The organism is Streptomyces sp. DT2A-34 (assembly GCF_030499515.1).
Classification (GTDB): domain Bacteria; phylum Actinomycetota; class Actinomycetes; order Streptomycetales; family Streptomycetaceae; genus Streptomyces.
Map to the genome: position 1 here is coordinate 5,389,123 of NZ_JASTWJ010000001.1, position 24,862 is coordinate 5,413,984.

Here is a 24,862-nt window from a genome sequence, read left to right on the forward strand (position 1 = left end):
GAAACTCGAACCAAATATTCACCTTGCTGAATCATGGCCGAGCGCGGGTGAAGTCATGATCGATCATTGGTCGGCTCTTGACGTTCCCTCGCGCAGGCCTTGACGTTAAGCGGTTTCCACAGGGTTCAGGACGCCGTCGGCGTCCAGTCACCCAGCCAGTCCGCGATCTCCTGCCCGGTCGCCTGGGCGTCGGTCAGCTGTGGGCGGTCGCTGCTCGCGCTGCCCGCCCCGGCGCCGGTGTTCTTGTACTCGGCGAAGCGGTCGTCCTTCCAGGAGAAGCCGCTCATGTCGGTCCAGGGCGTGGTGCGGATCGCCGCGCTGAGGGTGGTGTTGCGCACCGTCGTCTGCGGATCGAGGGACGCGTCGCCGCCCGCGTGCCAGGGGCGGCCGAGGTAGAAGCTCCGGTCGGACACGTCGCCGTTGACGGTGGAGTTGGCGATGAGGATGCCCTTGCGGTTCGCGGCGGTCGACGGAGCGGTGACGTAACCTGCCGACGTGCCGTCCCAGCGCTTCTTCAGCGTGATGACGGACCTGTCGATCACCGCGGTCGCGCGGCCGAAGATGAAGTCCACGTTGCCGACGACGTAGGAGTTCCGCATGTAGACGCGGCCCAGCTTGTCCTTGGCCGCGGTGTCCACGAGCAGGGTGTCCTGGTCGCCGCCGACGATGACGCCGTCGAGGAACACCTTGTCGGCGGCGGTGCGCAGGGCGACGGCCTGGTGGCCGCTCAGGTTCTGGTTCGCCTTCTCGTCGAAGTCGTTGTTGATCGTCAGGTTGCGGGCCTGGAAGTCGTCTGCCTCGACGGCGACGGTGGCACTGCCGCCCGTGCCGTAGGTGCCGCCGCCCGGCTTGGGCGTGCCGGCCGCGTTGTTGTAGACGATCACCGTGTCCTTACGGCTGCTGCCCGTGCCCTGGATGGTGACGTGCGGCTTGTTCGCCGGGACCTTGACCAGCTCGCGGTACGTACCCGGCTTGACCGCGATCACGACCCTGGAGGCGTTGTTCGCGGGCACGGCGTTCACGGCCGCCTGCACGGTCGTGTACTGACCGCTGCCGTCCTTGGCGACGGTGAGAGTTGTCGCGGCCTTGGTGCTCGCCGCCGCAGTCGTCGTACCGATGGAACTGCGCGGCCCCGCACCCGACTTGAGGAGTGACGGCACGTTCGCCGCCGCGTCGAGCGTGTACGCGTAGTACGTCTTCGGGTCGAACGCCGTACCGCCGCTCTCATTGCGGCCACTCGTCCCCGAGAAGACGTTGCCGCGCTGGACGACGGTCGCGGTGCCGTCCTTGGTGACGGGGTTGTTCATGCCCTGGAAGTAGGAGTTCTCCAGGATCATCTTCGTCTTGCCGCGCGAGTAGTTGCCGTACGACGACTTGATGCCGGTGCCCGCCGCGTCCTCCAGGAAGTTGTTGTAGAGGTGCGCGTGGGCGGCGTTGTCGGTGGACGGGTTGCGCTGCTCGGTCTCGCGGAACCAGTTGTGGTGGACCGTGATGTCCGTCTTGACGTTCTCGGTCCAGCCGATGCCGAAGGTCTTGTTGTTCTGGCTCAGCTTGTTCCAGGACACGGTCACGTTCGTGCTGTCCTTGCGCACGTCGATGAGCCCGTCGGCCATGTGCCGCAGATCGTTGTGGTCGATCCACACATGGTGGGCGCCGTCCATCTGGATGGCGTCGAAGTCGTGGTCCTTGTCGTTCCAGACGCCCTGGTACGAGTCCCGGATGGTCAGGTTCCGGATGATCACGTTGTGCACGCCGGACCCGAGGAAGAAGCCACCGCCGACGATGTGCCCGGAGGTGCCGGACCCGACGATGGTCTTGTCCGACTGGACCTTGATCTCCTTGCCCACCGGGTTCATGTTGATGGTCCCGGCGACGACGATGACGTACGGCTCGGCGGCCGTCGCGTACTTCTCCAGGTCGGCCTGCGTCCTGACGGTGACGATCTGCCCGTCCCGCCCGCCATAAGTGCCGTTCTGCCCAAGTGAGTTGACGGACGCGAAGCCGTCGGCGGTGGCGGTGGCCCAGGCGGGGGCGGCGGCGGTCGCGGCGGACGCCTGCTGCTGGGCACCGGAGCCGAGGAGACCGAAGTCCGTGCCGTAGGCGAGGACACCGGAGGCGGTCAGGGCCAAAGGCACCCCGACCGCCAGGGCCGTCCTGCTTCTGCGGTGACGGGCCTTGCTGTGCTGCTCACTCATACGGCGATCCGTTCCGTGCGGGGGATGGTCCAAGGATCGGTTGCCGCTACGGGCGAAAGGGTTGCCGGGGAACGGGGCTTTTTCGGCTGAGGGGGCGTCGGGTACGGAACTGCGGTGATGTACACGGAAGTCGACGCGGGCCGGGCGTAGGACCTCGGCCCACGGCACGGTGTGGCCCGCCGGGCCGCGGGAGCCGGCGCGAGCGCCCGGCCGGATTGGGGGGAGTGTCGGTCCGGGCGCCGCACCTCTACTGTCGCGCCTCGTACGTCTCCCGCACCTCAGCCGAATGGCCAGGCTCGGCTTGCTTCTCACCTCGGCCCTCGGCCGAACGGCCGACCTTCGCCGAGTGGTTGGGGGAGAGACGGCCGTCCGGGGGCACCTTGGACTGATCAGATGGCGACCAGGTCGACGACGTTGATCACGACGTGGCGGTTGGACACGACGTAGGTGATGAAGCCACCCGTGAAGGCGGCCGACCAGCTGTTGTCACGGTTGCTGATCGCGGGTGGGCCGAACGGGTTGAGGCTGAGCCGCTTCTCGAGATCTTCCAGCGACGCGTGCTGTGGCGCGCTCAGTGCGGCCTTCCGCTGGGCCGCGCGGTCGGCGTATCTGATCGCATAGGCGCTCACCCACACCTGCCCGCGTCAATGGGCCGGTTGTCGGCGCCGTAGGCGTTCCCGTCCTCGTCACGGAAAACCATGCCCTCGGTGTCGCCCTCGGCCACCCGCTTCACCGTCTGCTCCACTTCGTCCAGATAGCCCGGCGTGGCGCAGGCGCAGGCGAAGGGGAACCACTTCTCGGTCACGGCGTCGAGCGCCGCCTGATCGAAGTCGGCCGCCGCGCTGAGCCAGTCCTGCTCGAAGGCCTGGAGCCAGTCGGGGCGCCGCTGCAGGGCCGCGCGGAGGGCCTCGGGGGTTCTCTCGCAGGAGTTCGGATCCACCTCGTGGGCCATGATCGGTTCCTCTTCTCCGGCTGGGGTGAGACGTGAGGGCCGGAGGTCCACGGTAGAACGCCAGAGGTGTCTGGCGGCGGTGGACGGGCGTGTCACCTGTCACCTGCTTTGGTGCGTTCACCGCGGCTGACCGCGATGCGGAGTACGTCCTCCAGGGACTCCGTGGCGCGGGTGAGCGCGAAGCGTACGGCGCGTTCACCGGCCTTGGCGTCTGCGAGGACGGCCCTGGCTCCGACGAGTACCTGCTCGCCCGAGTCCATCTGGGCCGTTTCCACGTCGTCGGCGAGCAGAGAGAGCCTGCTGTGGTCGGTGTCGGTGCTGAGGTAGCAGGGTTTGCCGTCGGGGGTGGTCCAGGGGAGGAGGCGGAGCTCTTCGGGGGCGCTCATGCGGAGACCTCCTGTCCGTCCCTGCGGCGCAGTTCGGCGTCGATGCCGTAGGTGGCGATCCAGCGGGCGCGGCGGCGTTGCAGGATGCGTTCGCGCTCGCAGCGGCATGCCTGGACGGGATAGCGGGGAGGGGTGGCCAACTGCTGTGTGATGACCGGCGGTTGGGGCGGGGGAGCGGCTCGGTGTCGTCCTCGGCTGGGCAGTAGTACCCGTACGAGTGCGATCAGTAGCGATTTCATGAGTCCGGCGGTACGTTCGCGCATGTCGGCGCTCCTGTTAAGCGTCGGCCACGCCCCCGGGCCGAGCTGCATCGGTCGCGGGGGTTTTGGCATGGCAGGGGTCTGACGAGCGGTGATTACCGTTCGTGTCTCGATCGTCACAGGTGCGGCGTACGCTGCGGAAGAGGTTTGGTGTTGTCTGGCGCGCCAGGCAACGGGGAGGGGTGACGTGGCAGAAAAGGTTGACGCCGAGCCGGTTTCCGGGCGGGCGGTGCTGGGGCAGACGCTGAAGGTCCTGCGAGAGAAGGCCGGGAAGTCTCTGGGGCAGCTGGCCGACGAATCCGGCTACGAGAAGAGCTATCTGAGCCGGTTGGAGTCCGGGGAGCGGCTGTCCAAGGTGGCGGTCATGGTGGACCTGGACGGGTATTACGGCACTGGTGACCTGCTGGTCGGCCTGTGGAAGATGGCGCGGATCGACGCCTTCAAGGACAAGTACAAGGAGTACATGCGGTTGGAAGCGACAGCCCGGGTCATGCGTGTATACACGCCGAACGTGCCTGGGCTCTTGCAGACCGAGGACTTCGCCCGGGAGGTGTTGTCTGAGCCCCAGACAACACCCAAGGATGCCGAGGCGGTCGAGGAGCAGGTGGCCGCGCGCCTGGGACGGCAGCTTCTGCTACGCAGGAACCCGGCGCCCCACGTCCGTTTCATCATTGACGAGTTCGCGTTCCGTCGTCCCTCAGCGAGTGCGAAGACCTGGGAAGACCAGTTGCTGCACTTCGAGGCCGTTTCGCAGTGGCCCAACGTCGTCGTCCAGGTGCTGACGTTCTCGGCCGGGGTTCATCACCTCATGGGAAGGGGATCGCTGACCCTGCTGTGGCAGAGGGACGGAAGTGCCGTCGCCTACACGGAAGGTGACAGCAGCGGTCTGCTGATGGACGATCCAGATGACTTCCTGCGGCACCGTTTGTCCTACGATCGGCTCCGGGATCTGGCGCTGTCCCCGTCGGACTCGCTGACGTTCATCCGGGACGTACTGGAGGAGCACAGATCATGAAGCACACCCCCGACTTCAGCACCGCCGCCTGGCGCAAGTCGAGCTACAGCGACGGGGGAGCCAACAACTGCGTCGAGGTCGCCGACGGCTACCCCGACATAGTCCCGGTCCGGGACAGCAAGGCCCCGGGCGGCGGCGTCCTTGTTTTCGGCGCGTCGTCCTGGTCCGCGTTCGTGTATGGAGTGAAGGGCCCCGCGTGACTCCCGACCTCAGCACCGCCGTGTGGAGCAAGTCGTCCTACAGCGACGGGGGAGCGTCGAACTGCGTCGAGGTCGCCGACGGCCACCCCGCCGTCGTCCCCGTCCGCGACAGCAAGAACCCGGACGGTCAGGTACTCGTCTTCGGCACGACCCCCTGGGCGTCCTTCCTCGCCGGCCTCAAGAACTAGGCGCCGGAGTCGCGTCGTCGTCCGTCGCCGCGACGGCGCTGCGGTTCTGTCGGCTCAGGTGGACGGCGTGAAGCAGGGTGCCGACCGCTGCGGCGCCGCTCAGCAGGGAGCCGAAGGCCGTGATCAGCGAGCCGGGGCCGTCGCCACCAGCGCTCGGGGGCACCGCGACGACGGTCTGGGTCACGACGGTCACCGGGGTCGGGAGCTCGGTCGGCTCACCCGGCTCGGTCGGGTCTACGGTCGGTGAGATGGTCCCGCCGCCGCTCGGCTTCGGGGTTGCGCCCTGGCCGGGATCGCTCGGTTCTCCGATCGGAGTGTCGGACGTCTCCGGCGGCTGCGTGGTGTACCAGCTGGTCGACGCGGTCGCCCGCGCGTGCGGCTCCTCGTCCGACCCCGAACCCGACACCAACGCCAGGACGAGGAGCGAAACCGCACCGCCCGTGAACACGACGCCCAAGGTGGTCCACAGGGCGATTTTCGATCGCGAGTTGTTCAACATGGCTCCCCCTCGCCTCAAAGCGTAGGGGAAACGGCTGGGAAGTGGATCTCCTTTCCCGGCCGCTTTGGGTAAGCAACTTCGACAAGCAAACCCAGAGTTGAAGCTAGGACTCCTGCGGCTCCGCAGGCGGCGGCGTCGGCGCCCCCGGCAGCCGTACGGTCGCCACCGTCCCGCCGCCCTCCGCGCGAGCCAGGGTGACCTGGCCGCCGGCCTGCTCGACGGTACGGGCCACGATCGACAGGCCCAGTCCCGAGCCCGGAAGGGCCCGCGCGCTCGGTGAGCGCCAGAAGCGGTCGAAGACGTGGGGGAGTTCGTCGGCGGGGATGCCGGGGCCGTGGTCGCGGACGGTCAGGACACCGTCGTTCAGTACGACCTCGATCGTGCCGCTCTCCGGGCTGAACTTCACCGCGTTGTCGAGGATGTTGACCACCGCGCGCTCCAGCGCCGTCGGCTCCGCGCGGACGTACCAGGGCTGGAGGTCGGCCGTGATCGTCAGCTCCGGGCCGCGCAGCCGTGCCCGGCGCAGGGCGGCCTCGACGGTGTCCTCCAGGGAGACCACCTGGACGCGTTCGCCGCGCTGGCCCTCCGAGCGGGACAGCTCCTGCAAGTCGCCTATCAGGGCGGCCAGTTCGGTCATCTGTGCCTTCACCGAGGCGAGGAGCGCCTTGCGGTCGGCCTCCGGGATGGGGCGGCCCGTCTCCTCGCTGCGGGTGAGGAGTTCGATGTTGGTGCGGAGGGAGGTGAGGGGGGTGCGGAGTTCGTGGCCGGCGTCGGCGATGAGCTGTTGCTGGAGTTCGCGGGAGTTGGCCAGGGCGGACGTCATGGAGTTGAAGGAGCGGGAGAGACGGGCTACCTCGTCCTCGGCGTCGTCCTCCACCGGGATGCGGACGCTCAAGTCCTCGGTGCGGGCTACATGTTCGACGGCCTCGGTGAGTTTGTCGACGGGGCGGAGGCCTGCGCGGGCTACTGCGAGGCCTGCGGCTCCGGCGCCTACGACTCCTACGCCCGAGACGAGGAGGAGGATCAGGGCGAGGTCGTTGAGGGTGGACTTGGTGCCCTCCAGCGACACCGCGATGCTGATGGCGACGTAGGACTGCTCTCCCGTGACGGGGTTCTGTGCGGGCTGCGGCACGGTCCTCACGCGTACCGGCGTACCGTCGTCGGCCGTGCCGTTGCGGATGATGCCCTCGCCGGAATCCCCGTTCTTGATCACGTCCTTGTCGGCCTGGGTGACCTTGACCGCACCGATGGAGTCGTCGGTGACGCAGGGGGTTCCGTCCGCCTTGACGACCTGGGAGTACAGGTTCCGGAAGGGCTTCGTGCTCTGCGGGGACTGAGTGCAGTTGGCGAGCGCGTTCTGCATGTCCACCCACTGCCCGGGCTTCAGCCGTGCGGCCTGCTCCAGGTCGTCGTTCACCTGGGCGTCCAACCGCCCCCGCACGATGAACCAACAGGTAACCGAAACCGCCGCCACCGCGAACGCCACAGCCGCCGCCACCAAGAGCGCCAGCCGCGACCGGATCGGCCGCGACCGGAACCGGCGTAGAACCCTGTTCACTCCGCCCCACCCTGCCGCAGCACATACCCCACACCCCGAACCGTGTGCACGAGCCGCGGCTCGCCGCCCGCCTCGGTCTTGCGGCGCAGGTACATGACGTACACATCGAGGGAGTTGGAGGAGGGCTCGAAGTCGAAGCCCCACACCGCCTTCAGGATCTGCTCCCTGGTCAGCACCTGGCGCGGATGCGCCATGAACATCTCCAGCAGCGTGAACTCCGTACGGGTCAGCTCCACCGGTCGCCCACCCCGCGTCACCTCACGCGTGGCGAGATCCATGCGCAGGTCGGCGAAGGTCAGCGCGTCGTCCTCCTCCACCGCGCCCGCACCGGCCGCCGCCGCGTACGAGCTGCGCCGCAGCAGGGCGCGGACCCGGGCGAACAGCTCGTCCAGTTCGAAGGGCTTGACCAGGTAGTCGTCGGCCCCGGCGTCCAGTCCCGTCACGCGGTCACCGACCGTGTCGCGGGCCGTCAGCATGAGGATCGGCGTCGTGTCACCGGCGCCACGGATGCGGCGGGCGGCGGTCAGGCCGTCCATGCGGGGCATCTGGATGTCGAGGATCACCAGGTCGGGCCGGTAGGCGGTCGCCTTTTCCAGGGCGTCGGCGCCGTCGACCGCGACCTCGGTGTCGTATCCCTCGAAGGCGAGGCTGCGCTGGAGTGCTTCGCGCACCGCCGGCTCGTCGTCGACGATCAGGATGCGCTGGGGGTCACGGTCGCCATCGGCGGGGCTCATGGGCTCGGGATCCTCGGGTGTGGTGGGGACGGGAGCTGAGAGGCTCAACGCCTTCAGCCTCGCATGTTTCTCGGCCTGCTCGGCCTGCTCGGCTTCTCAGCCCCGTACGGTACGGCGGCGGCTGCGGGCCGGGGCGGCCCTGCGGCCCGCGCCGAGACCGGCGGTCGCCAGTTCCGGCGCCCGGGAGGGGGCCGTGGGCGCGTGCAGGGCGCCCGCGACGTTCAGGGCCAGGGCGATGTCGGCCGCACCGAAGCCGGTCGTGGTGTGCTCAACCTGCCGGATCATGACGTACTCCTTCAGCTCGGGCTTCGGCGAAGTCAGTTCTGCGAACCCGACCGCAGCTTCGCCAGGTCGGACTTGACGGTGTTGATCGGGATGGTGAAGCCGAGGCCCACGCTGCCGGCGTCGGACGAACCCGAGCCGGACGCCGAGTACATCGCGGAGTTGATGCCGATGATGTTGCCGTTCATGTCGATCAGCGCGCCGCCGGAGTTGCCGGGGTTCAGGGACGCGTCCGTCTGGATCGCCTTGTACGTCGTCGTCGACGACCCCGTGTCGCCGTTGAACTGCTGACCGCCGAACTCGAACGGCCATCCGCCGCCGCCCTGCTGCTGTTGCTGCCGGCCCTGGCTCTCGTCCGTCGAGACGGTCACGTCACGGTTGAGCGCGGACACGATGCCGCTGGTGACGGTGCCGGTCAGGCCCTCGGGGGAGCCGATCGCCACGACTTGGTCGCCGACCTGGACGCCGGAGGAGTCGCCGAGGGTGGCCACGGTCAGCCCGGAGGCGTTCTGCAGCTTGATCAGCGCGAGGTCCTTGCTGCTGTCGGTGCCGACGACCTCGGCGGTGTACTCCTTGCCGTTGCTGGTCGTCACCTTGATCGACGAGGCGCCGGAGACGACGTGGTTGTTGGTGACTATCTCGCCGTCACTGGTGATGATCACGCCCGAGCCGGTGGAGGACCCGGCGTTCGAGGTCGCGTTGATCTCGACGATGCTCGGGCTGACCGCCTTGGCCACCCCGGCGACCGTGCCCTTCTGGCTGGAGGGGACGACGTTGGTGCTGGTGGAGCTGGTGGCGGCGACGGTGTCGTTGCCGATCAGCTCCTGGATGCCGTACGCCGTGCCCCCGCCGATCGCCGCGGCGACGATCGCCACGGCGGCGAGGAGGGCGACCGGGCCGCGGTTACGGCGCCGTGCCTTGGGCGGCTGGGCGACGGTCTCGGTGAGGAGAGCGGTGGGGGCTCCGCCGGCCGCCTCACCCGTCGGCTCATGCGCCGCCGGCTGGTACGCAGGCGGGGGCGGCCACTCCGGGTTCACGGGGGAAGAGGCGTGCTGCTGGGCGCCCTGGTGGGGGTTCGTGTACTGCTCGTACTCGCCGTCGCGGCGGAAGCTCTCGGTCATGACAATGAGCTTGTCGCCCGACCATGAGAGCTCCCTGAGTCCTCCCTGAGAAGCCCGGCAGAAGCTCGTTCGCCCGATATAAAGCTCCCCCTGGCCTTGGGCGGGGGCTCCTCAGAGACCTCTCAGAAAGCCAAGGTGAAACTGCAACGTCTCCAGGGGTGTGGGGTTGAGCTCTTAGGCGCACCCACACGACTTCCGTGTGACCAGCCGCGACGGAAACACCTTCAGTCGCTCACGCCGCGACCCCGCCACCCGCAACCCGTCATCGAGCACCAGATCCACGGCGGCCCGCGCCATGGCCGACCGGTCGGAAGCAACAGTGGTCAGCGGCGGATCCGCCAGCGCCGCCTCCTTGATGTCGTCGAACCCGGCGACAGCAAGCTCCCCCGGCACATCGATCCGCAGCTCGCGCGCCGCGCGCAGCACGCCGATGGCCTGGTCGTCGGTGGAGCAGAAGACCGCGGGCGGCCGGTTCGGGCCGGAGAGAATGTCGAGCGCTATGCGATACGCGTCGTAGCGGTTGTACGGCGCCTCGAACAGTCGGCCCTCGGTGGGCACCCCGGCCTCGGCCATCGCGCGCCGCCAGCCCTCGACGTGGTCGGAGACCGGGTCGCCGACCGCCGGGGTCTCGGCGGTGCCGCCCATACAGGCGACGTACTCGTAGCCGTGCTCCAGCAGGTGGCGTACGGCGACCTGGGCGCCGCCCAGGTCGTCGGTGACGACGGCGACGTCGTCTATGGCCTCAGGCCGCTCGTGGAGGAGGACGACCCGGGCGTCCCAGGCCTCGATCTCGGCGGCGGCCAGGTCGTTCAGCGCGTGGGAGACGAGGATCAGCCCCGAGACGCGCATCCCGAGGAACGCCCGCAGATAGTGGACCTCGCGCTCGCCGACGTAGTCGGAGTTGCCGACGAGGACCATCTTTCCGCGCTCGGCGGCGGCCCACTCGACCGCGTGTGCCATCTCCCCGAAGAAGGGCTGGCGCGCGTCCGGCACGATCAGGCCTATGAGATCCGTGCGCCGCGAGGCCATGGCCTGGGCGACCCGGTCGGGCCGGTACCCCAGTTCCTTGATCGCGGCGAGGACACGCTCGCGCGTGGCCGGGGCGACCGGCCGGGGTCCGTTGTTGATGACATAGCTGACGACGGCAGTGGACGTCCCTGCCAGCCGAGCCACATCATCGCGAGTCACCTTGGCCACGCGCGGAGTCTACGCGGATGGACCCACTCTGGGCAGGGCGTGAAGGAGCATCCCAGTTGCTGGACTCCCGCTTTCCCGTGCGGCGGCAAGAAAGCGATGCCCTGCCCGAGCGTCCGCTACGCCTCGGCCCGGACTTCGGCGTCGTCCAGGGCGGCCGTGTCGTCCGCATCCTCCGATTTTGACCGGTCAGCCTTGGCCTTGGCTTCCTCGGCGGCGCGGTCGATCTTCTCGGGAGTAACGAATCGATAACCGACGTTCCGGACGGTCCCGATGAGTGACTCGTGCTCGGGCCCGAGCTTGGCGCGCAGTCGTCGTACGTGGACGTCGACGGTCCGGGTGCCGCCGAAGTAGTCGTACCCCCAGACCTCCTGGAGCAGCTGCGCGCGCGTGAAGACGCGGCCGGGGTGCTGGGCGAGGTACTTCAGGAGCTCGAACTCCTTGAAGGTGAGGTCGAGGACCCGGCCCTTGAGCTTGGCGCTGTACGTCGCCTCGTCCACCGACAGGTCGCCGTTGCGGATCTCCATGGGGGAGTCGTCGTTGACGATCTGCTGGCGGCCCATGGCGAGCCGCAGCCGCGCCTCGACCTCGGCGGGGCCGGCGGTGTCCAGCAGGACGTCGTCGATCCCCCAGTCGGCGGTGACGGCGGCGAGGCCGCCCTCCGTGACGACGAGGATGAGCGGACAGCCGGGGCCGGTCGAGCGCAGCAGCTGGCAGAGGCTGCGGACCTGGGGCAGGTCACGCCGGCCGTCGATGAGGATGGCGTCGGCACCCGGGGTGTCGACGAGGGCGGGGCCTTCCGCCGGAGCCACGCGCACGTTGTGCAGCAGCAGGCCGAGGGCGGGGAGCACCTCCGTCGACGGCTGGAGGGCATTGGTCAGGAGCAGCAGAGAACTCATACGTCTGGTTCCTCCTCGGTCCCTGCGAGGACGTGTGCGGTGCGGAACTGCTCTGCGATCCCGAAGGCCCCGTACACCTGCGGTCACCTGAGGGTTTCCCGCGTCGTATACAACGCTTCCGAAAGCACAAAAGGACCCGGGGGCTACGCTGCCCGAGTCCTCTGCCCAGCAGAATAGCCCACATGAGCAACGGTCCGGCAGGTCATGTGGCACGATCGACGGTTCGTCCGAACTCTGAGACAACCAGACGTACACCTTTGCGGACGTTTCTGCACACTGACGACGGTGTGACGATCGATTCCGTATACGACCCGGGTGCGGTCGTATACGACGCCTGCCGTCCATCTGCCGGTGACCTGGCGTTCGTCGTGGCCCACGGCTTCACCGGCGACGTGGACAAGCCGCATGTGCGACGGGTGGCGCAGGCCTTCACCCGGCACGGGGCCGTCGTCACCTTCTCCTTCCGGGGCCATGGAGCGTCGGGCGGCCGTTCGACGGTCGGCGACCGCGAGGTGCTCGATCTGGCGGCCGCGGTGCGGTGGGCCCGCGAACTCGGCCACGCGCGCGTGGCGACCGTGGGCTTCTCCATGGGCGGCTCGGTGGTGCTGCGGCATGCGGCGCTGTACGGCGAGCGGGAGGAGAGGGGGAGCGTACGGGGGTGGACGCGGTCGTGTCGGTGAGCGCGCCCGCGCGCTGGTACTACCGGGGCACGGCTCCCATGCGGAAGCTCCACTGGCTGGTGACGCGGCCCGAGGGGCGCCTGGTGGGCCGCTACGGGTTCCGTACGCGCATCCACCACCGGGAGTGGCATCCGGTGCCGATGTCACCGGTCGAGGCCGCGCCGCTCATCGCGCCCACGCCGCTGCTGGTCGTGCACGGTGACCGGGACGGCTACTTCCCCCTCGACCACCCCCGCATGCTGGCCGCGGCAGCCGGTGACCACGGTGAACTCTGGCTGGAGCCGGGGATGGGGCACGCCGAGCACGCGGCCGCCGACGAACTGCTGGGCCGGATCGGGGACTGGGCTGTCGGTCGGGCGGGCTAGCCTGGCGGAGTACACAGCCGATCGATTGAGGAACCGGATGCCAAAGGTCACGGTGCGCTACTGGGCCGCCGCCAAGGCCGCGGCCGGGATCGCCGAGGAGCCGTTCGACGCGGCCACGCTCGCCGAGGCGCTCGACGCCGCCCGCGAGCGACACCCCGGTGAACTCGTGCGCGTCCTGCAGCGATGCTCGTTCCTCGTCGACGGTGACCCCGTGGGCACCCGCGAACATGAGACGGTACGGCTGGCCGACGGCGGCACGGTCGAGGTGCTCCCGCCGTTCGCAGGAGGGTGACGATGACCGACCAGCCGTATCAGGGGTACGACGGGTACGACCCGTATCAGCAGCAGGCCCAGCCGCCTGCCCAGCAGGCCGCGCAGCAGGGGTGGCCCGGGCAGCAGGCTTACGACGATCCGCAGGCGGCCCAGCAGTACACGCAGCAGTGGCAGGGGCAGACCTGGGAGACCCAGGTGCAGCCGCCGGTCGCACCGGCCCCGCCGACTTCCGAGTACCGGGGCGGGGAGCCGTCCGGGTATCAGGCCGGGGGCGCCGGGGGCTGGGAGGGCGCGCCGCAGGGACAGGGGCGGCGGCAGCAGCCTCATGGTCAGGGGCAGCAGGCCCACGCTCACGGGCAGCAGCCTCACACGCAGGGGCAGATCCGGCCGCAGCCGCAAGGCCGGGCGCACGGCCATCCCCAGGCCCAGGCTTACGGCCAGGCCCCGTTCCAGTCCCCCGCGCAGGCGCAGCACCAGGCGCGGGCCCAGGCTCCCGGGACCGGCCCGGATGCGGCGGATGCCCAGGCGGGCGACGGCAACGACCCCGGCTACGGCCCCGCGACCCTCTCCGGCGACGCGCAGATGACCGACGCCCAGCGGGCCCGGCTGGAGGGGCGTTCCCCGATCATCGAGCCCGGGATCCAGCCGGCCGCGCTCACGGCGTTGCTGGGGCTGCTGCTCTCGGGGACGGCGGCGATCGGGTCGTACGCCCTGCTCGTCCCCCTCGTCGCCCTTCAGGCGGTGACGGCGGCGGGCTGGTTCCGGCTGAACGGCATGTGGCCGGCCCGGCAGGGCATCGCGTTGGCCTTCGCGGGCGCGGTGACGGCGGATGTGGCGCTGCTGGCGGCCGACCGGGCGCCGGCGGCGATCCTCGGCACGCTGGGGGTCTGGGTGCTGCTGACGCTGGTGCTGCAGCTTCGCTCGCACGCTGATCCGGACGAGCGGATGTACGGGCTGATGGCGACGGTCGCCTCGGCGGCGCTGTCGATCGTCGCGGCGGGGTACCTCGCGGCGGAGGGGGACGCGGTGACGGTGGGCGCGGTGGCGGTCGCGGTCGCGGTCCTGGTGCGGGCGTTGCCGTTGCCGACGCCGGTCTCCGTGGTCGTCTCGTTGCTCGCGGCGGCGGGGGCCGGGGCTGTGGTCGGTGCGATGGCCGGGGTGGGGGCGGACGGGGCTCTGCTCGGTGTCGGTGCGGCGGTGTGTGCGCTGATCGGGCACCGGGTGGCCGGCTACGACTATCCGTCCAGGTTCGTGCACTTCACGGCGGGCGTCGCGCTGCCGTTGGCGGCTGCGGCACCGGCGGTGTACCTGCTGGGGCGGGCCTTGGTCTGAGCCGGGCTCTTCAAACGGGCGCCGACGGGGGCGCCGCCCGACGAACGGGCGGCGCCCCCGCGCCGCTACCTGACCGGTACGCCGGAATCAGGTCGGGTCTGTCTCCAGGTCGATGCGCGTGGCCAGCTCGCCCGCCGCCCACATCTCGCGGGCACGCGTCAGGCAGTCCTCCTCGGACTCCACGTCGTCCGCCAGCCGGAGACCGATCCTGTTGTTGATCTCGTCCGCCATGTTGTCCGCTTCGGACCCCGGGCGGCCCAGCTCGTGTGCCTCACCCATCGCGACGGCGAACTCTTCGCCCAGCCTCTTCTTGAGCAGACACTGCCAGTACACATGGCGCACGGCGTTCTGCTCCTCGGCGTCCGTCATGTGTTCGACCACCTGGAACACCCTGCGGTGGATCCCAAGCCAGTGGAAGAGATTGGCGGGGTACTTGAGAATGACCTGGTACTCCTCGTAGGAAATGTTCTTCCCGACCAGGTAGCGGTACTTTTCGAGGGCGGAGAACCCATCTGCCTTCAGGTCCTTCATCACCTTCGCCAGGATTCCCGAGACTTCCGCCATGTTTCGTGAGACGGAATCCATGGTGCCTGAATTTGAGAATCCGAGCCAGCCGACCCCGGTGACGGCCAATATCAGGGCCCGGGTGGCGATGCCCAGCGGGAAGGGGACCAGGAGCGTGATCGCCGACACTCCCAGGAATGCCGCGACCTGGCCCACGCTGACGTCCCGGGGCTCGATGTCGCTCCATTTGCTGAGCTTCTGCCAGGTTTCCACCATGGAGTCGAAGACGTCCGCATTCGGAACGGTGTCGCATTCGCAGCGGAAATCGACGCCACTCGGCACGTTCATGTGCATGGTCCAGTCGCCCGGTTTCGGATCCTTGACGATCAGGCACCGCACCGAGGAACCGGACATCAGGACGAGCTGGTTGGCGTCCTCGACGGCGCGGTCGTAGGTGTTCCCGTCAGGGTCCTGGAGGGTCATGACGACGCCCTCGGGGAACTCGGTCGATTCGCCGTTCCGAGTGATCACCGAGTAGAGGTAGGGCGTTCCCTCCCCGACGGTCATCGTGGTCGTCAGGTTCACCTGTGCCACGTTGGGCTCGGTGGGGAAGTCGTCGATCAGGCAGTAGGAGCAGTCGTTGGGCCCGGCGGCCTGCGTCACGAGCGAGGGCATGGTGGCCGGCTCGTCGCTGACGTCGAAAAGGCCCCAGAGGCCGCCGACTCCCTGGTCGTCGATTTCCGTCGGCTGGTCGAAGTACTGACCTGCGACGAGTGCCGGGGTCTGTCGCGCGGCGGCCTTCCAGTCATCACTGAGCGAGAGGCCCATGAGGCGCGAGCTGTACCGCGTGAACCCGGACGGCGCCCCGTCCTCCGCTTGCATGTGACTCCAGTCCCAGGCCGGAACATCGTCCGATTCGACGACGTCGAACTCGCCCCAGAGCCCCAGCGCCCCCTTGTCCACAATGCGGGTCGGCCGGTTGAAGTACTGCCTCCTGATCACCGCCGGAGAGCGTTTGGCGACGGATACCCAGTCCTCGCCGTCGGGGATGTTCCACAGCCGGGCCGAGAACTGCCGCACACCGGGCCGGGTGACTCCGTCGTCCTGGAACTGGAGGAAGTCGGTCGCGTGGCCCAGGAACCCGACGGAGTCCCACAGGCAGTGGCTGGCCACCGGGACCGGCGGGTTCGTGACGGGCTCGGGCTCGGGGTTGCCGGAGGCGCGGTAGAGGGCCTTGATGATGCTCTTGCCGTCTTCCCAGACGTCGTTGGAGAGTTCCCAGATGATGACGCCCTGGGCTCCCACGTCCTTGAGGAAGTTCAGTTTGGTGACGGCGGTGTCCGGGGTCTCGAAATAGATGTTGTGGGCGTACGGGTAGTCGCCCGGAGGCAGGGGTTCGCCGAGGACGGGCCGGGGTGTGGTTCCGGGAGTCTTGATGTTCGCGTTCGCGGCTTTGTGCGCGTCCGGGAACGCGTCCAGGATTTCCTTGTACCGCAGAACCTTGTATCCCGGGGGCACCTCCCCGGTCAGGTCGTCCGGCTCCTTGGCGGCGGTGAAGTCATAGCCGTAGATCGGCACCCCGGCCGCGATCTTGTCGCGGGCCACCCCGTGCCCGGTCCCCTGCCAGTTCACGAAGAGCGGGTTCGTCCAGTACCAGAGGGAGTCCTCCACCGACCCGATCGGGTTGTTCTCCATGTTGTCCGCGCCCGAGGGGGCCGAACCGCCCGTTCGGGGCCCTGGCCAGGCGCCCTGCTGTTCGGGAAGGTACGACTCCTGGTAGACGTCCGCCTCGCGTACGTCCGCGGTGTCCTTGCCGCGGATCTTGAGCAGGGCGGTGTGCGGGCCCACCGGAGACCGGTCCCATGACCCGGTGAGGTCATAGGTCATGATCCCGAGCCAGTCGACGTGGTCCGCGACCGCCGGGTCGTAGTTGTTCCCGTACCACGAGGTGCCGAAAATGGCCGCCGACACGATTTTGCCGGGCATGGCCTGCTTCAGTTTCTGAGCGAACAGCGTCAGACCCCGCCCTGCGGGATGCGGCCCGTCACTCTTCAGCCGGCCGCCCTGGTCCGGCTCACCGGGTTTGCCCCACCAGCACTCCAGATCGAGGTCGACACCGTCCAGGCCGTTGGCGGTGACGAAGTCGGCCACATTACGCACGGCCTGGTCGAGCTGCGGGGCGGCCGGATTGTTTCCCACCGCCGTCATCAGGTCCAGGAAGGCGTAGTCGTTCGCGCCGCCCAGCGCGACCATGATCTTGGTGTTGGACAGATTCCCGGCGATGACGACATCCGGGAGAATCGTCTTGATCTCCGCCAGCGACGCGGAGTCGAACTCGCCGAGGCTGCTCTGGCTGAACGTCAAGAACGCGATGATCCCATGCGTGATGTACTGATACATCTCGCCATTGCCGTAGTCGAATCCCTCCGCTTTTCGCCAGGTAGGTATGTAGGCGATGATTTTCGACTGCTGGACCGGCGTATGGGCGCTCTGGTCGTACAACTCGTCGAAGAACCGCCAACCATTCGTGTTGGCATCACCCACTCCCGGCTCCGAAGCCCAGAAGGCGGCACGGAAGATGTTGCCCTTGTACTTGGTGACGGCTCCTGCCTGATACCCCTCGGGTTTCGAAACCCATTCGGGAACATCGGGGTAATCCGACGAAACGCCCATGGGAAACTCATTCCTACTCGACGCCTGGACACCTGGACAGTACGGATCAAGAGGGACCCGGGTCATGGCGCTGGTGGTCGGTGTTGCGCCAACCGCGAGGTCGGTCTTGCGCCAACTCGGTCCGTCTCCCCTGTCACAGGTGATCGACAATTCGCCGGGTCACGCCTTCCGCGGAGTTACGCTCGCGCTGACGGCCACCCGGCCGTCAGTGACCGTGGTCGTCGATGACCGCCGAGGTGGGGGAACACCACAACATGCGCGCCCTTCGAATACTGCTGATCGTCGTCGTGATACTCGGCGGCCTCTTCGTGCTGGCCGACCGCCTCGCCGTCGGGTTCGCCGAGGACGAGGCCGCAGGCAAGCTCCAGAGCACCGAGAACCTCGACGCGGCCCCCGACGTGTCCATCAAGGGCTTCCCCTTCCTCACCCAGGTCGCGAGCGGCACGCTGGACGACATCGAGGTCGGCATCAAGGACTACGAGGCCGGCACCGGCACCGACGGCAAGACCATCCGCATCGACGACCTCACGGCGAGCATGAAGGGCGTCGAGTTCTCCGGCGACTACAGCTCCGCCACCGCGGCCACCGCCACCGGCACCGCGTCCATCACCTACGCCGAGCTGCTGAAGACCGCCAAGTCCGAGCCCACCCAGGTCGCCCCCGGCGTGACCGCCAGTGTCGTCGGCCTCTCCGACGGCGGCAACGGCAAGATCAAGGTCGCCGTAGAGGCCACCGTCCTCGGCAAGAAGCTGCCGAACCCGGTCTACGTCCTCAGCTCGGTCACCACCCAGGGCGACACCGTGAAGGTGCACGCCGACACCCTGCCCAGCTTCGCCGGAGCCGACATCGCCGAGGACCGCGCCCGCGCGATCACCGACTTCGAGCAGCGGATCGACGGCCTCCCCGGCGGCATCCAGCTCGACAAGGTCCAGGCGGCGAAGAACGGCGTCGAGATCACGGTGAAGGGTTCGAACGTCCGCCTCGCCGGGTAGGACGGCCACCGAAACCCGATGCCCATCTCCGGGTGTCCGACTGGCGAGACGGCGTCGTCCGTACCGTAGATGTGACCGCCGATACATCGGCCCGCAGGCCGTGCGAGGACGCCCTCGGTGGTGAGTCGATCCCGCATCCCGGACGATCCTGTCTCAGCATGCGACACACCGGTGACACGCCCGCCTGTCCGTCCCTACGATCGAGGCCATGAAGCGACAGGCGGATCTCACGAAGCGGCGGGCAGTAGACCTGTGCCGCGTGGCCGCCATGCTCTGTCGCACCTTCTGAGCGGAAGCTCCGACTTCTGCGTTTCCCCGCGCCCTGACCAGGGCACAGGTGCGCCGTCTCGGCCCGAGCGCGCGCACCCCCTCGCACTCGCACGCCCCGCCGCAACTGCCCCGGAGGAGAGAAGAGCATGAGCCGCAGCGACGTCCTCGTCGACGCCGATTGGGTCCAGGAGAACCTGGACGACCCCAACATCGCGATCGTGGAGGTGGACGAAGACACGTCCGCCTACGAGAAGAACCACATCAAGAACGCGATCCGCATCGACTGGACCAAGGACCTGCAGGACCCGGTCCGCCGCGACTTCATCGACCAGGAGGGCTTCGAGAAGCTCCTGTCGGCGAAGGGCATCGCCAACGACACCCTGGTGATCCTCTACGGCGGCAACAACAACTGGTTCGCGTCCTACGCCTACTGGTACTTCAAGCTCTACGGCCACGAGAACGTCAAGCTCCTCGACGGCGGCCGCAAGAAGTGGGAGCTGGACGCCCGCGAGCTGGTCGAGGAGGTGCCCGAGCGCCCCACGACCGAGTACAAGGCCAAGCCCCAGGACACCTCCATCCGCGCCTTCCGTGACGACGTCGTCGCCGCGATCGGCTCGCAGAACCTGGTCGACGTCCGGTCGCCCGACGAGTTCTCCGGCAAGCTGCTCGCCCCCGCGCACCTGCCGCAGGAGCAGTCGCAGCGTCCGGGTCACGTCCCGTCCGCCCGCAACATCCCGTGGTCGAAGAACGCCAACGACGACGGCACCTTCAAGTCGGACGACGAGCTCAAGGAGCTCTACGCCGAGGAGCAGGTCGACCTGGCGAAGGACACCATCGCCTACTGCCGCATCGGTGAGCGCTCCGCGCTGACCTGGTTCGTCCTGCACGAGCTGCTCGGCGTGGAGAACGTCAAGAACTACGACGGCTCCTGGACCGAGTACGGCTCCCTCGTCGGCGTGCCGATCGAGCTCGGCGCCAACAAGTAAGCCCCGTAGTAAGCGAACAGACCCGCAAATTCCCGACCGGCCTTCCTCCGGTCAGACCCCTCTTGGAGAAAGACATGTGTGGAGCGAAGGCCGGCGGCCCCGACGCCTCGACGATCAAGCCCGGTGAGACCACGATCCAGGGTCAGGTGACCCGCGACGGCGAGCCGGTGACGGGCTACGTCCGTCTGCTGGACTCGACCGGCGAGTTCACCGCGGAGGTCCCCACCTCCGCCACGGGCCAGTTCCGCTTCTACGCGGCCGAGGGCACCTGGACCGTCCGTGCACTCGTCCCCGGCGGCACCGCCGACCGCACGGTCGTCGTCGCCGAGAAGGGCGCGCTCGCCGAGGTCGCGATCGCGGTCTGAGCGGACTCAGCAGCCCACCGGCTGCAGAAGAGGGCCGCACCCCGCGGGTTGGACGCCTGGGGTGCGGCCCTTCGGCGTGCCCGTCCGGTGCGGGCCTACGCTGGAGGCATGTACGCGCGGCGACGTCACCTGTACTTCGTCATGATGGGGACGTGCATCACGCTCTTCGTCCTGGCCTGGGGTGTCGTACGCCTCTGGTCGATCCCGGTGGCCGTGGGCATGTGCGTGGTCGCCATGGTCATCCCGCCGCTCGCCGCGATGGTCGCCAACCGGCGGGGGCCGGAGGACCGCTGGTGGGACGACCCGTCCGGTGACCCTCAGTCCGACGAGTGGTGGGACGAGCTGGACGGCAAGAAGCGACCGCGGTCCCAGTAGCGGGGTTCGGCAGCGGGGTTCAGTAGACGAGCGCCTGCGTCCCGTCCCCCAGTGCCTCCTGTACGAACACCTGCGCGCCCGCGATGCGTACGCCCTCGATCACGTCCTTCTCCGTGATGTCCCTGCGGGCCGCGCACTGGGTGCACAGGGTGAGGCGGCCGGTCGCCAGGATCGAGTCGATCAGGTCGGGGAGCGGGGCCGCGTGCGGGAGCTCGAACTCGGCGGCACGGCCCGGGAGGGCGAACCACGCGGACTCGCCGGTCAGCCATACGGAGACGTCGACGCCGCTGGCCACGGCCACCGCCGCGACCGTGAACGCCTGTGAGCACCGTTCGGGGGCATCGGCCCCCGCCGTCACCTTGATCACCAGCTTCTTCGCCATGGCCGAATCGTAATCAACTCCCTTGCAACCTGAAGCGTTGGCCACGGGTCTCCTGTGCGCGCGCATACGGAATGCGCGCTTCACGTTCCGTGGGGGGACGTCTTGGATGTACCTGAAGAAGTAGGAGAGGCCGCGCCCCGGCCCCGGCCTCGTCGTCGTGGACGTACGGCGCTGCTGATCGCCGGAGCCGTCGTGCTCGGGCTCGTCGCCGGGACGTGCGCCGGCTACGTCGTACAGGCCGACCGCGAGCCCACGAAGCTGCCTTCGCTCTCCCAGCCGACGCTGAAGCAGTCCAGGGGCGAGGCGCCCGAGCCGCTGTCGGCTGCCCGGGACCGTCGGGTGAAGACCGACGGCGACCTGCGCAAGCTGCTGCTGAAGAAGCTGGCCGGGGCGAAGGACGCCGACTGGTTGGAGGGCGCGGACGGCTGGCAGGACAGGTGCCCATGCACGAGGACACCGAACGTACCGCCTATGCCGAGGTCGAGCCGTCCGGAGCCGAGCAGGTCCGGCAGGCGTACGTGACCGCCGGTGACGTACTCGCGGTGATCATCCAGTCCAGGAAGGGTGACGCGAACCACGTCCCCTTCCAGCAGACGGTGATGCTCCAGACCCAGCTGCTCGGCTGAGCCCGCGAGGGTGTACCTCACACAGAGGGTCGGGCCCCGGCCGCGTAAGCTGGGGCCCGGCCCTGTGTACGCAAGCATTCCCGCGCTCAATCGAGGAGCACCCCGTGGAGATCTTCTTCGAAGCCCTGCTGGTCCTGGTCTGCGTCGGCGTTCTCGCCTTCGCCGGGCTGACCGTGAAGAAGCTGTACCAGGGCCAGCGCTGACCGCCATCACCGACGTACGAGGCTTCTGAGCTACTCATGATCGAGATCCCGTCCGACCTCCACAAGGACCTCGTCCCCCTCGCCTTCCTGCTCGGCAACTGGGCGGGCGCGGGTGTGCACGACTTCCCCGGCTCCGAGAAGTGCAACTTCGGGCAGGAGGTCACCTTCACGCACGACGGCCGGGACTTCCTGGAGTACCGGTCGCACACCTGGGTGCTGGACAACGACGGCAGCAAGGTCAGGCCGCTGGAGTCGGAGCACGGCTTCTGGCGGATCGACGCCGACCGCAAGGTCGAGGTGACGATGGTCCGCCACGACGGCGTCGTCGAGGTCTGGTACGGCGAGCTCGCCGACAAGAAGCCGCAGATCGACCTGGTGACGGACGCCGTGGCGCGGACCGCCGCCTCCGGCCCCTACACCGGGGGCAAGCGGCTCTACGGCTACGTCAAGAGCGACCTGATGTGGGTCGGCGAGAAGCAGACTCCCGAGGTCGAGCTGCGCCCCTACATGTCGGCGCACCTGAAGAAGGTCGTCACCCCGGAGGAGGTCGAGCGCTGGGCCAAGGCCCTGCCGGACGACCTGCCGGACGACGGTATCGCCTTCTTCAAGTAGGCAGCCGTTCGAGTGGCTCTAGACTTCTGGTGTGGTGAGCACCGACTGGAAGAGCGACCTCAGGCAGCGCGGCTACCGGCTGACGCCGCAGCGGCAACTCGTGCTCGAAGCCGTGGACACCCTTGAGCACGCGACCCCCGACGACATCCTCGTGGAAGTGAGGAAGACGGCGTCGGGGGTCAACATTTCCACCGTCTACCGGACCCTGGAGCTGCTGGAGGAGCTCGGGCTGGTCAGCCACGCCCACCTCGGGCACGGTGCGCCGACGTATCACCTCGCCGACCGCCACCACCACATCCACCTGGTCTGCCGGGACTGCGAGAACGTCATCGAGGCGGACGTCCAGGTGGCCGCGGAGTTCACGGCCAAGCTGAGCCGGACCTTCGGCTTCGAGACCGACATGAAGCACTTCGCGATCTTCGGCCGCTGCAAGGACTGCTCTCTGAAGAGTTCAACTACCGAGTCGTAGGCTTAGGCATATGAAGAGCCCCCTGCTGACCCTGCCCGGCGCCGTGCCCGCCGAGGGCGTGGACGAAGGCGTCGCCGCCCACTACGGCGACCTCTTTCGCGAGCAGCGCGCCCTCGCCGACGGCACCGGTTTCGTCGACCTCTCGCACCGCGGGGTCATCACCGTCTCCGGCCACGACCGGCTGAGCTGGCTGCACCTGCTGCTCACCCAGCACGTCAGCGACCTCCCGGCAGGCGAGGCCACCGAGGCGCTGATCCTCTCCGCGCACGGCCACATCGAGCACGCGCTGTATCTCGTCGACGACGGCGCGACGGTCTGGGCCCATGTCGAACCCGGCACCCAGGACGCGCTGATCGCGTACCTGGAGTCGATGAAGTTCTTCTACCAGGTCGAAGTCACCGACCGGACCGCCGAGTTCGCGCTCGTGCACCTGCCCGCCGGGTCCATCGCGGAGGTGCCCGAGGGCGTCGCCGTACGCGAGACGGCGCACGGCCGGGATCTGTTCCTGCCGCGCGCCGACCTGGAGTCGTACGCGGGGAAGGCCGGCCCGGCGGCCGGGATCCTGGCGTACGAGGCACTGCGCGTCGAACACCACCGCCCCCGCCTCGGCTTCGAGACCGACCACCGCACCATCCCGCACGAGCTGGGCTGGATCGGCACCGCGGTGCATCTGCAGAAGGGCTGCTACCGGGGCCAGGAGACGGTGGCCCGGGTGCAGAACCTGGGCAAGCCGCCGCGCCGGCTCGTCTTCCTGCACCTCGACGGCAGCGAGGTCCATCTGCCGACCCACGGCACCGAGCTCCGCCTCGCGGACGAGGGCCCCGACGGCCGCAAGATCGGCTTCATCACGACGTCGGTACGGCACCACGAGCTCGGCCCGGTCGCGCTGGCGCTGGTCAAGCGGAACGTGCCGATGGACGCTCCGCTGGTGGCGGGGGACACGGCCGCGGCGCAGGAGGTCGTCGTAAAGCCCTGAGGTCCTGGGCCTCAGATCTCCAGCAGCACCGTGAACGGGCCGTCGTTCGTCAGGGACACCCGCATCTGCGCGCCGAAGCGGCCCGTCGCCACCGTGGCGCCAAGCGCGCGGAGTTGCGCGACCACCTCGTCCACGAGGGGCTCGGCCACGTCGCCGGGGGCGGCGGCGTTCCAGGTGGGGCGGCGGCCCTTGCGGGCGTCGCCGTAGAGGGTGAACTGGCTGATGACGAGGAGCGGGGCGTCGATGTCGCTGCAGGACTTCTCGTCGTGCAGCATGCGGATCGACCAGAGCTTGCGGGCGAGTTGGGCCGCCTTCTCCTTGGTGTCCTCGTGCGTGACCCCGACGAGGACGCACAGCCCCTCGCCCACGATCTCCCCGACCGTCGCACCGTCCACGACGACACTCGCGCCGTCCACCCTCTGCACCACAGCTCGCATGCCGCCATCATGCCGTGAACGCGAAAGTGCCACGTAAGGGGCTTCTTTTTTGATCCTTAAGCCCCCATCTGGGGCTGTTCATGGGCACTCGGTCACATAGCTGCCAGTTGGGATGGCACGATGCTTCCCACACGCCGGTCGAGGGGACGGTAGAGGCACATGAGCACACCGAGTACCGGGCAGCCGCCCGGGGCTGTCCTGTGGACCCAAGCGGGCCAACTGGACGGCCTCAGGCCGCCCACGCAGCGCACCGCCGACGATCCGGGCCCTGGTCCGGGTCCGCGGCTGCCCGTGGAACCGCCCGAGCACGATCTGACCGTGCTCAACCTGCCAGAGCTGCGCACCCTGCGCCGGGACGCGCAGCGCGACGAGGCGGACCTGAGTTATGTACGACGACTGCTGCAGGGGCGTATCGACATCCTGCGGGCGGAGCTGGCACGGCGTTCCCCGGCGGGCGCGGCGTCCGTCGTGGAGCGCCTTTCGGAGATCCTGACCGACGCCCCGGCCCGCCACCGCTCCTCGGCCCGCCATGTGACGCTGGGCACCCCGCAGAGCGAGGAGTACCGGCGGTTGGCGGCGGAGATGCTGGCCGAGGTGGAGCTGTCGGACCTGGAGGCGCGGACGGACGTCGAGCTGGACACCGCGATGGGGCGGCTCGTGCGGTACGAGCAGCAGGTGTCGGGGCGCCGCCAGCGGTTGCAGCGGACGGCCGACGACTGCAGCGCCGAGATCACGCGCCGCTACCGGGAGGGGGAGGCACAGGTGGACGACCTGCTGACTTAGCCCGCCTCGTACAGAGGGTTACTTGTCCACAGGCTGTGGACAAGTGGGGCGGGGCAGGCGGCTGGGCGGGAGCGGG

Annotated in this window: 30 protein-coding genes and 1 pseudogene; 16 read left to right on the plus strand and 15 right to left on the minus strand. The window is 68.7% G+C overall.

The genetic code is table 11. The features are described 5' to 3' along the window. Nucleotides 1-125: 125 nt before the first annotated feature. The 5 genes from QQM39_RS23940 to QQM39_RS23960 form a co-directional block, all read right to left on the minus strand. Nucleotides 126-2,195 carry a pectinesterase family protein gene (locus QQM39_RS23940; RefSeq protein ID WP_301999575.1) on the minus strand — a complete coding sequence of 690 codons (2,070 nt, stop codon included), beginning with the start codon at nucleotides 2,193-2,195 and terminating at the stop codon, nucleotides 126-128. Between the two features lie 389 nt (nucleotides 2,196-2,584). Continuing rightward, complete coding sequence (locus QQM39_RS23945) at nucleotides 2,585-2,824, minus strand: hypothetical protein (protein ID WP_301999576.1); 240 nt, start codon at nucleotides 2,822-2,824, stop codon at nucleotides 2,585-2,587. Next, nucleotides 2,821-3,147, minus strand: coding sequence for a DUF6247 family protein (locus QQM39_RS23950; protein ID WP_301999577.1), 327 nt, complete (start codon nucleotides 3,145-3,147; stop codon nucleotides 2,821-2,823). Before QQM39_RS23950 ends, QQM39_RS23945 begins: the two co-directional genes overlap by 4 nt. Nucleotides 3,148-3,239: 92 nt before the next feature. Beyond that, on the minus strand, nucleotides 3,240-3,533 hold the full coding sequence (locus tag QQM39_RS23955; protein ID WP_301999578.1) for a hypothetical protein: 294 nt from the start codon (nucleotides 3,531-3,533) through the stop codon (nucleotides 3,240-3,242). Further along, on the minus strand, nucleotides 3,530-3,796 hold the full coding sequence (locus tag QQM39_RS23960) for a hypothetical protein (protein ID WP_301999579.1): 267 nt from the start codon (nucleotides 3,794-3,796) through the stop codon (nucleotides 3,530-3,532). The genes QQM39_RS23955 and QQM39_RS23960 overlap by 4 nt, the downstream gene beginning before the upstream one ends. A 184-nt stretch (nucleotides 3,797-3,980) precedes the next feature. On the opposite strand from QQM39_RS23960, the gene QQM39_RS23965 reads away from it, so the two are divergent. The 3 genes from QQM39_RS23965 to QQM39_RS23975 are packed head-to-tail and all read left to right on the plus strand — an operon-like array spanning nucleotide 3,981 to nucleotide 5,196. Further along, a complete protein-coding gene (locus QQM39_RS23965; RefSeq protein ID WP_302003707.1) occupies nucleotides 3,981-4,808 on the plus strand; it encodes a helix-turn-helix transcriptional regulator in 828 nt (275 codons plus the stop codon). Beyond that, a complete protein-coding gene (locus QQM39_RS23970; protein ID WP_301999580.1) occupies nucleotides 4,805-5,008 on the plus strand; it encodes a DUF397 domain-containing protein in 204 nt (67 codons plus the stop codon). The genes QQM39_RS23965 and QQM39_RS23970 overlap by 4 nt, the downstream gene beginning before the upstream one ends. Beyond that, the gene (locus tag QQM39_RS23975; RefSeq protein ID WP_301999581.1) at nucleotides 5,005-5,196 is read left to right on the plus strand and encodes a DUF397 domain-containing protein; all 192 of its coding nucleotides are present in this window, start codon (nucleotides 5,005-5,007) and stop codon (nucleotides 5,194-5,196) included. The genes QQM39_RS23970 and QQM39_RS23975 overlap by 4 nt, the downstream gene beginning before the upstream one ends. On the opposite strand, the gene QQM39_RS23980 is transcribed toward QQM39_RS23975, so the two are convergent. From QQM39_RS23980 to QQM39_RS24010, 7 genes are all read right to left on the minus strand, one after another. Then, nucleotides 5,186-5,695, minus strand: coding sequence for a hypothetical protein (locus tag QQM39_RS23980; RefSeq protein WP_301999582.1), 510 nt, complete (start codon nucleotides 5,693-5,695; stop codon nucleotides 5,186-5,188). The genes QQM39_RS23975 and QQM39_RS23980 overlap by 11 nt on opposite strands. 103 nt (nucleotides 5,696-5,798) lie before the next feature. Then, nucleotides 5,799-7,253, minus strand: coding sequence for a HAMP domain-containing sensor histidine kinase (locus tag QQM39_RS23985; RefSeq protein ID WP_301999583.1), 1,455 nt, complete (start codon nucleotides 7,251-7,253; stop codon nucleotides 5,799-5,801). Next, on the minus strand, nucleotides 7,250-7,987 hold the full coding sequence (locus tag QQM39_RS23990) for a response regulator transcription factor (RefSeq protein ID WP_301999584.1): 738 nt from the start codon (nucleotides 7,985-7,987) through the stop codon (nucleotides 7,250-7,252). The genes QQM39_RS23985 and QQM39_RS23990 overlap by 4 nt, the downstream gene beginning before the upstream one ends. 96 nt (nucleotides 7,988-8,083) lie before the next feature. Then, nucleotides 8,084-8,272, minus strand: a complete 189-nt coding sequence (locus QQM39_RS23995) for a hypothetical protein (protein ID WP_301999585.1) — start codon at nucleotides 8,270-8,272, stop codon at nucleotides 8,084-8,086. A gap of 32 nt (nucleotides 8,273-8,304) precedes the next feature. Beyond that, on the minus strand, nucleotides 8,305-9,390 hold the full coding sequence (locus QQM39_RS24000; RefSeq protein WP_301999586.1) for a S1C family serine protease: 1,086 nt from the start codon (nucleotides 9,388-9,390) through the stop codon (nucleotides 8,305-8,307). 174 nt (nucleotides 9,391-9,564) lie between these two features. Further along, a complete protein-coding gene (locus QQM39_RS24005) occupies nucleotides 9,565-10,587 on the minus strand; it encodes a LacI family DNA-binding transcriptional regulator (RefSeq protein WP_301999587.1) in 1,023 nt (340 codons plus the stop codon). Nucleotides 10,588-10,703: 116 nt separating this feature from the next. Then, nucleotides 10,704-11,483, minus strand: a complete 780-nt coding sequence (locus QQM39_RS24010) for a response regulator transcription factor (RefSeq protein ID WP_301999588.1) — start codon at nucleotides 11,481-11,483, stop codon at nucleotides 10,704-10,706. 182 nt (nucleotides 11,484-11,665) lie between these two features. Here QQM39_RS24010 and QQM39_RS24015 point away from each other — a divergent pair. From QQM39_RS24015 to QQM39_RS24025, 3 genes and pseudogenes are all read left to right on the plus strand, one after another. Further along, nucleotides 11,666-12,528, plus strand: a pseudogene (locus QQM39_RS24015) (alpha/beta hydrolase). A gap of 37 nt (nucleotides 12,529-12,565) precedes the next feature. After that, nucleotides 12,566-12,820 (plus strand): MoaD/ThiS family protein, encoded by a 255-nt coding sequence (locus QQM39_RS24020; protein ID WP_030052141.1) that lies wholly within the window; start codon nucleotides 12,566-12,568, stop codon nucleotides 12,818-12,820. Nucleotides 12,821-12,822: 2 nt separating this feature from the next. Continuing rightward, nucleotides 12,823-14,133: a hypothetical protein gene (locus QQM39_RS24025; protein ID WP_301999589.1), complete on the plus strand. Its 1,311-nt coding sequence runs from the start codon at nucleotides 12,823-12,825 to the stop codon at nucleotides 14,131-14,133. A gap of 87 nt (nucleotides 14,134-14,220) precedes the next feature. Here QQM39_RS24025 and QQM39_RS24030 read toward each other — a convergent pair whose 3' ends face one another. Next, a complete protein-coding gene (locus QQM39_RS24030) occupies nucleotides 14,221-17,310 on the minus strand; it encodes a glycoside hydrolase family 18 protein (protein WP_301999590.1) in 3,090 nt (1,029 codons plus the stop codon). Nucleotides 17,311-17,564: 254 nt separating this feature from the next. On the opposite strand from QQM39_RS24030, the gene QQM39_RS24035 reads away from it, so the two are divergent. The 5 genes from QQM39_RS24035 (at nucleotide 17,565) to QQM39_RS24050 (ending at nucleotide 20,298) form a co-directional block, all read left to right on the plus strand. Further along, on the plus strand, nucleotides 17,565-18,302 hold the full coding sequence (locus QQM39_RS24035) for a DUF2993 domain-containing protein (protein ID WP_302003708.1): 738 nt from the start codon (nucleotides 17,565-17,567) through the stop codon (nucleotides 18,300-18,302). 208 nt (nucleotides 18,303-18,510) lie between these two features. After that, a complete protein-coding gene (locus QQM39_RS46260) occupies nucleotides 18,511-18,591 on the plus strand; it encodes a putative leader peptide (protein ID WP_350310325.1) in 81 nt (26 codons plus the stop codon). Nucleotides 18,592-18,718: 127 nt separating this feature from the next. After that, nucleotides 18,719-19,558, plus strand: a complete 840-nt coding sequence (locus tag QQM39_RS24040) for a sulfurtransferase (protein WP_301999591.1) — start codon at nucleotides 18,719-18,721, stop codon at nucleotides 19,556-19,558. Nucleotides 19,559-19,632: 74 nt separating this feature from the next. Next, nucleotides 19,633-19,923: a DUF1416 domain-containing protein gene (locus QQM39_RS24045; protein ID WP_043502058.1), complete on the plus strand. Its 291-nt coding sequence runs from the start codon at nucleotides 19,633-19,635 to the stop codon at nucleotides 19,921-19,923. A gap of 108 nt (nucleotides 19,924-20,031) precedes the next feature. Beyond that, entirely contained in the window at nucleotides 20,032-20,298 is a 267-nt protein-coding gene (locus tag QQM39_RS24050) for a DUF3099 domain-containing protein (RefSeq protein WP_301999592.1), read from the plus strand. Between the two features lie 19 nt (nucleotides 20,299-20,317). Here QQM39_RS24050 and QQM39_RS24055 read toward each other — a convergent pair whose 3' ends face one another. Beyond that, entirely contained in the window at nucleotides 20,318-20,680 is a 363-nt protein-coding gene (locus QQM39_RS24055; protein WP_301999593.1) for a DsrE family protein, read from the minus strand. Nucleotides 20,681-20,782: 102 nt separating this feature from the next. Here QQM39_RS24055 and QQM39_RS24060 point away from each other — a divergent pair, with 102 nt between their 5' ends. The 4 genes from QQM39_RS24060 to QQM39_RS24075 all read left to right on the plus strand — a co-directional run bounded on the left by QQM39_RS24060 (nucleotide 20,783) and on the right by QQM39_RS24075 (nucleotide 23,566). Further along, nucleotides 20,783-21,202 (plus strand): hypothetical protein, encoded by a 420-nt coding sequence (locus QQM39_RS24060; protein WP_367669716.1) that lies wholly within the window; start codon nucleotides 20,783-20,785, stop codon nucleotides 21,200-21,202. Nucleotides 21,203-21,545: 343 nt separating this feature from the next. Continuing rightward, nucleotides 21,546-22,121 (plus strand): FABP family protein, encoded by a 576-nt coding sequence (locus tag QQM39_RS24065; protein WP_301999594.1) that lies wholly within the window; start codon nucleotides 21,546-21,548, stop codon nucleotides 22,119-22,121. A 31-nt stretch (nucleotides 22,122-22,152) separates the two neighbouring features. Next, nucleotides 22,153-22,590, plus strand: a complete 438-nt coding sequence (locus tag QQM39_RS24070; RefSeq protein WP_062710955.1) for a Fur family transcriptional regulator — start codon at nucleotides 22,153-22,155, stop codon at nucleotides 22,588-22,590. Nucleotides 22,591-22,600: 10 nt separating this feature from the next. Beyond that, the gene (locus QQM39_RS24075) at nucleotides 22,601-23,566 is read left to right on the plus strand and encodes a folate-binding protein YgfZ (protein WP_301999595.1); all 966 of its coding nucleotides are present in this window, start codon (nucleotides 22,601-22,603) and stop codon (nucleotides 23,564-23,566) included. Nucleotides 23,567-23,577: 11 nt separating this feature from the next. On the opposite strand, the gene dtd is transcribed toward QQM39_RS24075, so the two are convergent. Continuing rightward, on the minus strand, nucleotides 23,578-24,003 hold the full coding sequence (gene dtd, locus QQM39_RS24080; protein ID WP_301999596.1) for a D-aminoacyl-tRNA deacylase: 426 nt from the start codon (nucleotides 24,001-24,003) through the stop codon (nucleotides 23,578-23,580). 159 nt (nucleotides 24,004-24,162) lie between these two features. Here dtd and QQM39_RS24085 point away from each other — a divergent pair, with 159 nt between their 5' ends. Then, nucleotides 24,163-24,786 carry an aerial mycelium formation protein gene (locus QQM39_RS24085; RefSeq protein ID WP_301999597.1) on the plus strand — a complete coding sequence of 208 codons (624 nt, stop codon included), beginning with the start codon at nucleotides 24,163-24,165 and terminating at the stop codon, nucleotides 24,784-24,786. Nucleotides 24,787-24,862: the final 76 nt, after the last annotated feature.

Excerpts from the sequence above, each read along its gene's own strand:
- QQM39_RS23940 (WP_301999575.1), bottom strand. The coding sequence starts at position 2,195 with ATGAGTGAGCAGCACAGCAAGGCCCGTCACCGCAGAAGCAGGACGGCC.
- QQM39_RS23950 (WP_301999577.1), bottom strand. The coding sequence starts at position 3,147 with ATGGCCCACGAGGTGGATCCGAACTCCTGCGAGAGAACCCCCGAGGCC.
- QQM39_RS23955 (WP_301999578.1), bottom strand. The coding sequence starts at position 3,533 with ATGAGCGCCCCCGAAGAGCTCCGCCTCCTCCCCTGGACCACCCCCGAC.
- QQM39_RS23960 (WP_301999579.1), bottom strand. The coding sequence starts at position 3,796 with ATGCGCGAACGTACCGCCGGACTCATGAAATCGCTACTGATCGCACTC.
- QQM39_RS23970 (WP_301999580.1), top strand. The coding sequence starts at position 4,805 with ATGAAGCACACCCCCGACTTCAGCACCGCCGCCTGGCGCAAGTCGAGC.
- QQM39_RS23980 (WP_301999582.1), bottom strand. The coding sequence starts at position 5,695 with ATGTTGAACAACTCGCGATCGAAAATCGCCCTGTGGACCACCTTGGGC.
- QQM39_RS23990 (WP_301999584.1), bottom strand. The coding sequence starts at position 7,987 with ATGAGCCCCGCCGATGGCGACCGTGACCCCCAGCGCATCCTGATCGTC.
- QQM39_RS23995 (WP_301999585.1), bottom strand. The coding sequence starts at position 8,272 with ATGATCCGGCAGGTTGAGCACACCACGACCGGCTTCGGTGCGGCCGAC.
- QQM39_RS24000 (WP_301999586.1), bottom strand. The coding sequence starts at position 9,390 with ATGACCGAGAGCTTCCGCCGCGACGGCGAGTACGAGCAGTACACGAAC.
- QQM39_RS24010 (WP_301999588.1), bottom strand. The coding sequence starts at position 11,483 with ATGAGTTCTCTGCTGCTCCTGACCAATGCCCTCCAGCCGTCGACGGAG.
- QQM39_RS24020 (WP_030052141.1), top strand. The coding sequence starts at position 12,566 with ATGCCAAAGGTCACGGTGCGCTACTGGGCCGCCGCCAAGGCCGCGGCC.
- QQM39_RS24025 (WP_301999589.1), top strand. The coding sequence starts at position 12,823 with ATGACCGACCAGCCGTATCAGGGGTACGACGGGTACGACCCGTATCAG.
- QQM39_RS24030 (WP_301999590.1), bottom strand. The coding sequence starts at position 17,310 with ATGGGCGTTTCGTCGGATTACCCCGATGTTCCCGAATGGGTTTCGAAA.
- QQM39_RS24035 (WP_302003708.1), top strand. The coding sequence starts at position 17,565 with ATGCGCGCCCTTCGAATACTGCTGATCGTCGTCGTGATACTCGGCGGC.
- QQM39_RS46260 (WP_350310325.1), top strand. The coding sequence starts at position 18,511 with ATGAAGCGACAGGCGGATCTCACGAAGCGGCGGGCAGTAGACCTGTGC.
- QQM39_RS24040 (WP_301999591.1), top strand. The coding sequence starts at position 18,719 with ATGAGCCGCAGCGACGTCCTCGTCGACGCCGATTGGGTCCAGGAGAAC.
- QQM39_RS24045 (WP_043502058.1), top strand. The coding sequence starts at position 19,633 with ATGTGTGGAGCGAAGGCCGGCGGCCCCGACGCCTCGACGATCAAGCCC.
- QQM39_RS24050 (WP_301999592.1), top strand. The coding sequence starts at position 20,032 with ATGTACGCGCGGCGACGTCACCTGTACTTCGTCATGATGGGGACGTGC.
- QQM39_RS24055 (WP_301999593.1), bottom strand. The coding sequence starts at position 20,680 with ATGGCGAAGAAGCTGGTGATCAAGGTGACGGCGGGGGCCGATGCCCCC.
- QQM39_RS24065 (WP_301999594.1), top strand. The coding sequence starts at position 21,546 with ATGATCGAGATCCCGTCCGACCTCCACAAGGACCTCGTCCCCCTCGCC.
- QQM39_RS24075 (WP_301999595.1), top strand. The coding sequence starts at position 22,601 with ATGAAGAGCCCCCTGCTGACCCTGCCCGGCGCCGTGCCCGCCGAGGGC.
- dtd (WP_301999596.1), bottom strand. The coding sequence starts at position 24,003 with ATGCGAGCTGTGGTGCAGAGGGTGGACGGCGCGAGTGTCGTCGTGGAC.
- QQM39_RS24085 (WP_301999597.1), top strand. The coding sequence starts at position 24,163 with ATGAGCACACCGAGTACCGGGCAGCCGCCCGGGGCTGTCCTGTGGACC.